At 63.5% G+C, this 9,519-nt stretch carries 11 protein-coding genes and 1 tRNA gene; 2 read left to right on the top strand and 10 right to left on the bottom strand.

Annotation, left to right across the window (positions count from 1 at the left end; genetic code table 11):
• From RMO81_RS08240 to nth, 6 genes are all read right to left on the bottom strand, one after another.
• Positions 1–247: hypothetical protein (locus RMO81_RS08240; protein WP_310475344.1), on the bottom strand; the 247-nt coding region annotated here is incomplete at its 3' end.
• Between the two features lie 530 nt (positions 248–777).
• Entirely contained in the window at positions 778–1,974 is a 1,197-nt protein-coding gene (locus RMO81_RS08235) for a pilus assembly protein (protein ID WP_310475340.1), read from the bottom strand.
• The gene (locus RMO81_RS08230) at positions 1,967–2,422 is read right to left on the bottom strand and encodes a TadE/TadG family type IV pilus assembly protein (protein WP_310475343.1); all 456 of its coding nucleotides are present in this window, start codon (positions 2,420–2,422) and stop codon (positions 1,967–1,969) included. The genes RMO81_RS08235 and RMO81_RS08230 overlap by 8 nt, the downstream gene beginning before the upstream one ends.
• A gap of 429 nt (positions 2,423–2,851) precedes the next feature.
• Positions 2,852–2,928, bottom strand: a tRNA-Arg gene (locus RMO81_RS08225).
• A 52-nt stretch (positions 2,929–2,980) separates the two neighbouring features.
• Positions 2,981–3,370 carry a hypothetical protein gene (locus RMO81_RS08220; protein WP_310475339.1) on the bottom strand — a complete coding sequence of 130 codons (390 nt, stop codon included), beginning with the start codon at positions 3,368–3,370 and terminating at the stop codon, positions 2,981–2,983.
• Between the two features lie 47 nt (positions 3,371–3,417).
• Positions 3,418–4,083, bottom strand: a complete 666-nt coding sequence (gene nth / locus RMO81_RS08215; protein ID WP_409049600.1) for an endonuclease III — start codon at positions 4,081–4,083, stop codon at positions 3,418–3,420.
• Positions 4,084–4,143: 60 nt separating this feature from the next.
• Here nth and RMO81_RS08210 point away from each other — a divergent pair, with 60 nt between their 5' ends.
• Positions 4,144–4,617 (top strand): DUF2244 domain-containing protein, encoded by a 474-nt coding sequence (locus RMO81_RS08210; protein WP_310475338.1) that lies wholly within the window; start codon positions 4,144–4,146, stop codon positions 4,615–4,617.
• On the opposite strand, the gene dapB is transcribed toward RMO81_RS08210, so the two are convergent.
• A complete protein-coding gene (dapB, locus tag RMO81_RS08205; RefSeq protein ID WP_310475337.1) occupies positions 4,584–5,390 on the bottom strand; it encodes a 4-hydroxy-tetrahydrodipicolinate reductase in 807 nt (268 codons plus the stop codon). The two genes, RMO81_RS08210 and dapB, sit on opposite strands and share 34 nt — an antisense overlap.
• Positions 5,391–5,467: 77 nt before the next feature.
• On the opposite strand from dapB, the gene RMO81_RS08200 reads away from it, so the two are divergent.
• Entirely contained in the window at positions 5,468–6,169 is a 702-nt protein-coding gene (locus tag RMO81_RS08200) for an NAD-dependent deacylase (RefSeq protein ID WP_310475336.1), read from the top strand.
• 703 nt (positions 6,170–6,872) lie between these two features.
• On the opposite strand, the gene RMO81_RS08195 is transcribed toward RMO81_RS08200, so the two are convergent.
• The 3 genes from RMO81_RS08195 to RMO81_RS08185 all read right to left on the bottom strand — a co-directional run.
• Entirely contained in the window at positions 6,873–8,114 is a 1,242-nt protein-coding gene (locus RMO81_RS08195) for an MFS transporter (RefSeq protein ID WP_310475335.1), read from the bottom strand.
• A gap of 111 nt (positions 8,115–8,225) precedes the next feature.
• On the bottom strand, positions 8,226–8,864 hold the full coding sequence (locus RMO81_RS08190; RefSeq protein WP_310475334.1) for a PEPxxWA-CTERM sorting domain-containing protein: 639 nt from the start codon (positions 8,862–8,864) through the stop codon (positions 8,226–8,228).
• Positions 8,865–8,960: 96 nt separating this feature from the next.
• Positions 8,961–9,519, bottom strand: a 559-nt coding sequence (locus tag RMO81_RS08185) for a glutathione S-transferase family protein (protein ID WP_310475333.1), incomplete at its 5' end; no start/stop codon positions are given.

The following is a 9,519-nucleotide window of genomic DNA, read 5'->3' as shown; positions in this document are numbered from 1 at the left end:
CCTTGTCGGCGGCGATCGACAGCTGGACGTTGACCAGGTTGATGTTGGTATCGGACGGGTTCGACTGGCTCACCAAAACGGTGACGTCGTTGCGCGCCCAGGCAGGAACATAGCTTTGAACGGCGGTACGGGCCTGGGCACTGGTCATGCGGTTGACTGAGACGGTGCGCGCCACACGATTGGCGCCAAACTGCATCCCGCTGTAGGCGTAGACCACCGTGCCAAATTCGAACACGCCAAACAACATGCTGGTCAATATTGGCAGTATTAATGCCAATTCAGTGGCGGTTGCGCCGCGTTTGCAGCGGACAAGATTGCCCGACAGAGATTTATTACTGGTAAATAATCCCTTAAGCATACAAAACACTCCCCCCGTCCTCTAGAGACGAGACTTTATACGCAACACAATGATTCAATAGATATGTTGTATCTCAGTATTAAGACTACGAGTCAAATTTTAGACTCTAGCACTAGTGAATCTTTATTGACCATTATTGATGCTGGGGCGCCGATCTGATGCGCGCAACACGGTAAACGGCCACGCTACAAGCGCAGGCAAGCGGCGCCTGCACGGCACCGCTAGTGGGCTATCGACAGGCTGAATCGCGCGAATCGCCCGCGAATCGGGGCGAATCCGCGTCTTGATGAATTGAACCGGGGTCGCTCCGAAGGTCGCCAGTCTACGACCAGAACACGGGCGAGAGGCTGGGCTAGAGGCTGGGCGAGACGCAAGCCGGCGCACCGCGGCCGCCGCGAACGGTGGCCGCGGTCAGCGCCTCACTTCACCAGCCGCACAAACGCATCGCCCAGGCGGCCGCTGTTGGGGCAGCGCATGACGATGCGGATATCGTCATAGTCGGTATCGGTCCACGCCGGCTGCAGCCAGTTGCTGTTGGCCCCGGCCTGGCCGGGCGGGCGATCTTCGAAGCCGAAATACATGAACTTGCCAGGCTCGCAGGGGCGGGTTTCCCGGTTGCGCGTGCTCTGGCGGTTGCGGCCGGTGGGAATGGTGGAGCTGCCCGAACCCGGGGTGCATTGTTCCGCCGTATCGCAGCGCACGGTTTCGAGGATGTTGTAACCCTGCAGATCGAATTGCTCCACCCAGCCCTCGATGCGGGTGTCGGTATGATAATTATGCTCCGGGCGGCCGGGCTGCACGCCCCCAACAACGGCAGCGGGGTTGGCCCACAGCGCCGGGAACGCCTTGGCATGACGGACATTGCGCAGACGGATGCTGAGCGTCTGGCCTTCCTGCGTGCAGCGCGGCCATGTCGGGTTGGTCGGCGGATTGGCGGTAACCACGCCGCCCGAAATCGCCACGATATTACTGGCCGGCGGCATGTTGTTGGATACCAGCGTCATCTGCGAACGGCGCGAATCCGCCGAGCCAGTGCCGCGCGTATCGAAGCAATAGACATAGATTTCGTTGAAATCGCCGGCTTCGGGATCCAGCGTGCGGCTTTCAGGCGGCTGATAGAAGACGTTGACCGGGCGAGCAGCGATCGCTTCGACCGAGATTTTCTTGGCATCATCAACGAAGATCGCGGAAAACAGCTGGCCGACGCCATTGCTTCGGCCCGGTGAACGTTCGCCGCGCACCCGCACGGCGTTGGCATCGCTGCTGTTGTCGGGCCGGAAGCCGTTGGCATTGTCGTAGATGCCCAAGGTCACATCGGCGCCATTGGTCATCCCGGCATAATCGGCCGGCAGCTGGCTGGCGGCAAACTGCAGCGCTGTCGCCGTGACATCGCCGCCCCGTTCGATTTCGGCAGCCGCAGCCAGCGCCGCGCCGTCCACGGTCAGCTGCATCCGGTTGTGGACCATGTTGTAGAGGCTGAAATCGACACCCAGGGCCAGACCGCCGGCAATGATCGGCATCGACAGGGTAAAGATGGCGGCGCTGGCCCCACCGCGGGCTGCGTACAGCCGGGCGAGGAGCGACAGCGAACGGGGGCGGGTGCGGGGCTCAATCATCGACATAGGGGAGCTCTTGCTTCATCGTGACCGTGGCGCTCAGCTGCCAGGGCACGAGGCGGGTGAGGATGGCCAGCGGCGTCGCCTGCTGGGCCGGCACCGACAACTGAACCTGCACCAAATTGACATTGACGTTGGCCGCGTTGCTCTGCGTCACCGACACGGTGACATCATTGCGCACCCAGCCCGGGAAATAAGCGCGCACATCGGTCTGCGCCTGCGCCGTGGTCATGCGATTGACAGCAATGGTGCGGGCCACGCGATTGGCGCCGAATTGCATCATGCTGTAGGAATAGACCACCGCGCCATATTCAAAGACGGCTAGAATCATGGTGGTCAACAGTGGCAGGATCAGTGCTAATTCCGTTGCGGCTGCCCCTTTTCGGCAACGCCGGAGGCTTTTCGCCCTTCCGGTAATACTCGTTAATGCTGAAGCATTCTCAAACATACGCACACCACCCTGAAACACGCCACGTCGTTTGAACAACAACCCCTGTGACCACGCGTATTTCCAGTAAAATTCATTGTTAGTCAAGTTATCTTTATTTTTATTAGCGATTTGCATTAACGAATATTACAATTCTTGCGAATTCGGCCGATTTTCGAAGGAGATTGGCCATATTGGAAGCGTCAGCAGCCCTCCAGCATCGTGGCCGGTCTGAACAATGCCCACCGCGAATCGGTCGAAGTGCGGCTGATGTCAGTGCCGCAAGCGGTGATCGCCGCTCAGCAAGGCGGCGTTGCTGGGCGTTGAGGGCCTGGATCTGAAATGGTGCGGCTGAGCGGAGCGAAGTTGAACCCGCACGATGGGTTGGCGGCCGGCATCGCGCAAACAAAGATCGCGATGGGTTGGCGGGCGGCATCGCGCAAACAAAGATGGTGCACCCGACAGGATTCGAACCTGTGGCCTCTGCCTTCGGAGGGCAGCGCTCTATCCAGCTGAGCTACGGGTGCAACGGAGGTGCTGTTAGCAGCGCTTGGCCACAGGCGCCAGACGGTTTTGCGGTCAGCGTTTTTTGGGCTTGGCCGGCTGGCGTTCGAAAGGCGCGAGGCCGCAACGCGGGCCGTTGAAGTTGCGGGCCATCGGCTGGATCACGGTGATGATATCCTGCGCGCACAATTGGCCGATGCTGGTGGAATAGGAAAAGGCGCGTTCGGTGCCCAGTTGCGGGCAAGCGCTGTGCAGATTGGCCCGCCACACGCTGCCATCGCGCAGGGTGAAATCGATGGCGCGGCTGTTGACGACATTGGTGCTGCGCAGGGCCGAAAGCTGCAGGCACTGGCGGACTTCGGGCGCGGCCGATGCTTGCGCGGCGGGTGCCTGCGCGGCCACCGGCAAGGCCAGACCAAGGCCCACAGCGCAGGCTGCCATGCTGAAGGTGTGAAGGCTGATCATGGGCAGGATGCTCTGCCGCGGCGCTTGAATGGCGGGTGAATGGCCGTTCAGCGGACCAGTAACTGTTTCGCCTTGAACTGACACAGATGGGCGACGGCGCAATCAAGGCATTTGGGGCTGCGCGCCGTGCACACATACCGGCCGTGCAGGATCAGCCAGTGATGGGCATTGCGGCGCCACGGCGCCTTCACCCGCTTCATGATGCCGGTTTCCACCGCCAGCGGTGTCTTGCCGGGCGCCATGCCGGTGCGATTGGCGAGGCGGAACACGTGGGTATCCACCGCGCAGGTTTCTTCACCGAACAGCACGTTGACCACCACATTGGCCGTCTTGCGGCCCACACCGGGCAGGGTTTCCAGCACATCGCGGCTGTTCGGCACCTCGCCGTCAAATTCGTCCACCAGCCGGCGCGACAGGGCGATGACATTCTTCGCCTTGGCATTGAACAGGCCGATGGTGCGGATATGCTGTTTCAGCCCGTCTTCACCCAGATCGAGCATCTGCTGCGGCGTGTGCACCGCTTCAAACAGGCGGCGCGTGGCCTTGTTGACCCCCACATCGGTGGCCTGGGCTGACAACACGACCGCGACCAGCAGCTGATAGCCATTGCCATAGGCCAGCTCGGTTTCCGGTTCCGGCCGCGCGGCGGCGAGAATGCGGAAATACGCGTCAATCTCGGTCGCCGTCATCAGTCGCTGATATTGCTTGGTCATGATGTCGCCCTTCCGCCAAAGCGGTTGGCAGGGCAAGGCCCAACCGAATAGGGAGTCCGGGTGCTGCTTGATCTCACCCTCACCCCGAATCGATCCTTGCCGCGTGATCACGCGCGCATCCTGATTCTGGCGATTGGCGGCCTGTTCCTGATCGGCTCCATCCGCTTCCTGATCCTGGGGCTGTGGCCGGTGATTCCGTTCATGATCGCCGATGTCGCGCTGGTGGCCTGGGCGTTCCGCAGCAATTACCGATCGGGCGGCGCGCGTGAACGGCTGGTGCTGGCCGATGATGCGCTCACCCTCACCCGCATCGATCCGTGGGGCAAGGCGGTGGACGAGGTGCTGGAGCCTTATTTCACCCGTGTCGAACTCGAAGAAACCCCGCTGGGCGATGCGTTGCTGTTCCTCTCTGCGCGGGGTCGGCGGCTGCGGGTCGGGCATTTCCTGTCAGCGCCGGAACGCCGTGAAGTGGGCGCCGTCATCCGCGAGGCGTTGGCGCGCTATCGCAATTCCAGCACGTCGGCCATGGCGTAACGGCCGGGCTTGCGCCCCGCCAACCACTGCGCCGCCTTCAGCGCACCGCGGGCAAAAATGCTGCGGTCTTCGGCGCGGTGCCACAATTCGATGCGCTCGCCTTCGCTGGCCAGCAGCACCATGTGATCGCCGGCCGCGCTGCCACCACGCAGCGAAGCAAAGCCGATATGGCCTTCCACGCGCGCGCCGGTGATGCCGTCGCGGCCGCGATCGCTGTGGTTGGCCAGATCAACGCCGCGCCCTTTCGCCGCAGCTTCGCCCAGCGCCAGCGCCGTGCCCGATGGCGCATCCACCTTCAGCCGGTGGTGCAGTTCGGCAATCTCGATATCCCAATCCGGTCCCAGCGCAGCGGCCGCCTGTTCGACCAGCCGGGCCAGCAGGGTGACGCCCAGGCTGGTGTTGGCGGCCTGCAGCACGGCGATATCTCGCGCTGCGGCATCGATCAGCGCGTGGTGCTCCGCCTCCAGCCCGGTGGTGCCGATGACCAGCGCACTACGGCCTTCCTGTGCCGCCTCGATGCTGCCCGCCAGCGCGCCCGGCACGGAAAAATCGATCAGCACGTCGCATTTATGCGCGATGGCGCCGATGTTGGAGCAGATCGTGAGCGTTTCGGGATGCCCCGGCCCAGCGGGACGGCCGCAGCTGCCATGGCCAGCCCGCTCTACCGCGCCGGCCAACGTCAGCCCCGGCCAATCCGACAGGGCAGCAATAATGGCCTGCCCCATGCGGCCCCCGGCGCCCAGCACACCTACGCGGATCAACTTCTTCGTCATGCCGGCCACATTGGCGGCTTGAGCGGGCCAGCGCAACGGCTTGCTGATCCGGCGGCGCCAACTCTATGGTGTCAGCCATGACCCACAGCATCGTCATCCTCACCGGCGCCGGCATTTCGACGGAATCCGGCGTGCCCACCTTCCGCGCCGCCGATGGCCTGTGGGAAGGCCACCGCGTGGAGGATGTCGCCACCCCACAAGCCTTCCGCCGCAACCCGGCCCTGGTGCAGCAATTCTACGATCAACGCCGCGCCTTCCTAGGCCAGGTGGTGCCTAACGCCGCCCACATGGCGCTGGCGCGGCTGGAGGCGGAATGGAGCGGAAGCTTCCTCCTCGTCACCCAGAATGTCGATGATCTGCACGACCGCGCCGGCCACAATCGCTTGGCTCACATGCACGGCGAGCTGAACTCCGCCCTGTGCACCCGCTGCGGCGCGGCGCGGCCCTGGCGCGGGCCACTGCTCGGCGATCCCGCCTGCCCGGCCTGCCGCCGGTCCGGTTCCTTGCGCCCCGATATCGTCTGGTTCGGCGAAATGCCCTACCACATGGACGACATCAGCGCGGCCATCGCGCGCTGCGATCTGTTCGTCTCCATCGGCACCTCCGGCGCGGTCTATCCCGCCGCCGGCTTCGTTGGGTGGGCCCACGACGCCGGCGCGCGCACGCTGGAACTCAACCTCGAACCCTCCGCCGGCACGCCGATGTTCGACGAAGCCCGCCACGGTCCGGCCAGCGCGCTGGTGCCGGCGTGGGTAGAGGAAATGCTGGCGGGGCGGTGAAGGGAAGAAAGAGAGCCTCCGGCGGGCAGGGTCGCAGACCCTGCACCCATTTGTTTTTGGGCGGTGCTTGATGTCCGATTCGGGATCGATACCGGACATCGCGTCAATACGCCGGTTCGCTCCCGTCGCCTAAGTGGAGCTTCCCATTTCGGACAGTGAACCAACGCTCTCGGCCGAGTCGGTGGTCCACAAGATGCCATTGTGGTTGGCCAGCAGTAGTGGAGAATGAAATGAAGCGGACGCCATTCTCCAACGCAAGCTCGACCTCTGGTAATCGACCGAAAAGCTGCAGACTTTCAACGCGTGCGCCACGAAGTCGAGCGAAGCACGGCTCCCAGAGTTCCTCTTCACTCCAACTTCCAGCCAAAATGTTGGAGCCGTCCTCAATTCGCCAGCTCCACTCCACGCCAAGTGAGAATCGGCCTTCAGGGTGGCCTTGAGAGCCATCGCGCTTCGTTCTAGGCGTGAGGATTCCGAACTCTATGAACACAGCAGAGCCGTAACCACGCGACAAATAGCTAATTGGCTCGCCCAAAAGGTCCGCCACTAGGGAATCAAATGCAGCATCAGCTTCCATGTGTCGTTGAATGCCGTACGAGTTCCTGGTCCGCAATGCAGTTGCGAGCGGACACGTGCACAACACGCACACTTCAAATCAACCGGGTGCAGGGACTGCGTCCCTGCCCGCCGGAGGCATCCCTTTCTACCCCTCGTCCAAAGCACGGATATCCGGCTGCATCAGCTGGATGAACAGCAGCGCCGTCAGGTACGCGCCCGCCGCAATCGCGAACATCGGCCAGTAGCCGACGCCGTTGGTGAGGCACCAGCCGGTCAGTTCGATGATGCCGGCCCCCGTCAGATTGCCGGCCACGCCGCCCAGCGCCATCACCCCGGCGACACGTGATGTGGGCACAGTATCGGCGGCGAGGCCGAAGATGTTGGTGGAGAAGCCCTGGTGGGCAAACAGCGCCATCCCGATGATCAGCGCCGCCACAATCGGCCCGGGCGCCACCAGAGCCAGCGGCATCGGTACGATTAGCACGGCATAAAACAACATGCTCGATTTGCGGGCGCGGTTGACGGTCAAGCCGCGTTTGAGCAGCGCCGGAAACAGGAATCCGGAACTCAAGGCGCCGAACGCGGCCAGCGTGAAAATGATGGCGGTCGGCACCCCGATCTCGGCCTGGCTCAGCCCGAAGGTCTTGGCGAGAAAATCCGGTGACCAGAACAGCACGAACCACCAGACGCAATCGGTGAAGGCCTTGGCACCCACGATTGTCCAGGTGCGGTGGTCACGCAGCAGTTCGGCCCAATTGCCTTCAAGCGCGGCATTCCTGGCCACGGCCACGGGCTTCAGCGAGCGGGTACCGGCGATCCAGAACCCCAGCCACACGAAGCCGAGCGCCCCGGTGACAACAAAGGCTGCCTTCCAGCCGAACGCCAGCGCCAGCGGCGGGATCAGCAGCGGCGTGAGGATGGCGCCGATGTTGGGCGCGGTATTGACGAGGCCAAGGCCGAGGCTGCGCTGGGTGAGCGGCAGATAGGTGGCGGCGGCCTTCACGGCGGCGGGCGTGTTGACGCTTTCGGCCACCGCCAGCACCGATCGCGCCACCACGAACTGGCTGACATTTGCGGCGGCGGCGTGGGCCATGCCGGCCGCGCTCCATACCGCGACGGCGACGCCATAGGCCAGCCGCACGCCAAACCGGTCAACAAACCAGCCCACCGCCAGCAGCGCAAACATCGCTGACAATTGGAACACGCTGCCCAGATGGGCGAATTCCTGATCGGTCCAGCCGAATTCCACCTCAAGGGTGGGTTTCAGCAGCGCCAGCACCTGGCGATCGACATAGTTCAGCGCCGTGCCGGCAAACAGCAGGGTGATCAGCAGCCAGCGGGCGCGCGCCTGCGGGTCGGATCGCGACAGATCGGTTTCGGATTGCAAGCGACCACTCCCCATCGGCTCTTTGCCAAAGGGTTGGCCGGTGCCGGGCACCAAGTCAATCGCCAGCGATGCAGCGGGAGGGCAGGCGTGCTGCCCTCCCGCCGATCAGGTTCAGGCAGCGACCGCCGTGCGGCGGCGGCGTGCGACGGCGCCCACCAGGCCAAAGCCGGCGATCAGCATCGCCCAGTTGGCCGGTTCCGGAACTGCACCGGCCGTGCCCAGCACGAAATCGGTGGTTGACGGTGCGCTGCCGCCGCCCTGCGCCGAGGCCAGGGTGAAGCCGGTGATGCGTTCGCCGGTATTGGCCCGGAAGCCGTAAAAGCTGAGGCCGGGGTTGGCCACGGGCACCAGGCCGGCAAACACATAGCTGCCGGCATTGGTCTGGATGGTGGCCGTGACCGGTGAGGCCGTGCCCAGCAGAGTCATCTTGAAGCCGAACAGGTCAAACGTGCCGGCAACCGTGCCGGTCATCGGCGACCAGAGGTTATAGGCCAGCAGGTTGCGCGTGTTACCAAAGCCGGAAGCCGTGCCGACAACCAGGTTGCTGCCGCTGGTGAAGGTCAGCGAACCCACCGCGTAGGGGTCACCAACAGCCGTGAAGCCAGAGCCGAACCCATCGAAATTGGTCGACTGGCTGAACGTGCCGGACGCCATGAACGCCGTTTCGTTGGTGTTCAGCGTGACAGCAGAGGCGGCCGTGGCGCCACAGGCGATCACTACGGCGGCGAAGACATTTGAAAAGACAGACACAGAGAGACCCCCAAAAACGGCTCTGATTCGAACCGGATCAGTATTTTAGAGGAGTGTGGTTAACAATGGACTTACAGCCGGGGCGGATGACAGGCTCTAGAAATCCAGCTTGTCATAATGCGCCGGCGGCGGCAGGCCTTCCAGCCGTTCGGCCAGCAGCGGGCGGAACGTCGGGCGCGACTTGATCGCCGAATACCAGGTTTTGGCCGGTTCATGGCCGTCCCATTCCAGCCCGGCCAGATAATCCGCCACCGAAAGATGCGCGGCGGCGGCAATATCGGCCAGACCGAACTGCCCGCCGCCCAGCCAGGCCCGGCGTTCGAGCAGGAAATCGATGTAATCCAGATGCATGTCGGCCATGCGGCTGGCGGCGCGGATGATGCCGCCATCGGGCGTGCCGCGCACCACGGCGCGCTTGTACATGCGTTCCCCCAGCAGCGGGGCATTCACTTCGGCATAGAATTTCTGATCGAACCAGGCCACCAGGCGCCGGGTTTCGGCGCGATCTTCGGGTGTGCTGCCCAGCAGCGGCGTGCGCTCCAGCGTTTCCTCGATATGTTCAAGGATGGCGCTCGAATCGGCCAGCACCAGCGCATCGCGCTGCAGCACCGGCGTCTGCCCGGCCGGATTGAGCGCGGTGAAGCCGGCCCGTTTC

It is taken from the genome of Sandarakinorhabdus sp., from assembly GCF_031422795.1.
Taxonomy (GTDB): domain Bacteria; phylum Pseudomonadota; class Alphaproteobacteria; order Sphingomonadales; family Sphingomonadaceae; genus Sandarakinorhabdus.
This window is presented reverse-complemented; position numbering and strand designations above follow the sequence as displayed.

What these genes read in the sequence shown, in the direction of transcription:
- RMO81_RS08235 (WP_310475340.1), bottom strand. Translation starts at nt 1,974, where the DNA reads ATGATTGAGCCCCGCACCCGCCCCCGTTCGCTGTCGCTCCTCGCCCGG.
- dapB (WP_310475337.1), bottom strand. Translation starts at nt 5,390, where the DNA reads ATGACGAAGAAGTTGATCCGCGTAGGTGTGCTGGGCGCCGGGGGCCGC.
- RMO81_RS08230 (WP_310475343.1), bottom strand. Translation starts at nt 2,422, where the DNA reads ATGTTTGAGAATGCTTCAGCATTAACGAGTATTACCGGAAGGGCGAAA.
- RMO81_RS08200 (WP_310475336.1), top strand. Translation starts at nt 5,468, where the DNA reads ATGACCCACAGCATCGTCATCCTCACCGGCGCCGGCATTTCGACGGAA.
- nth (WP_409049600.1), bottom strand. Translation starts at nt 4,083, where the DNA reads ATGACCAAGCAATATCAGCGACTGATGACGGCGACCGAGATTGACGCG.
- RMO81_RS08220 (WP_310475339.1), bottom strand. Translation starts at nt 3,370, where the DNA reads ATGATCAGCCTTCACACCTTCAGCATGGCAGCCTGCGCTGTGGGCCTT.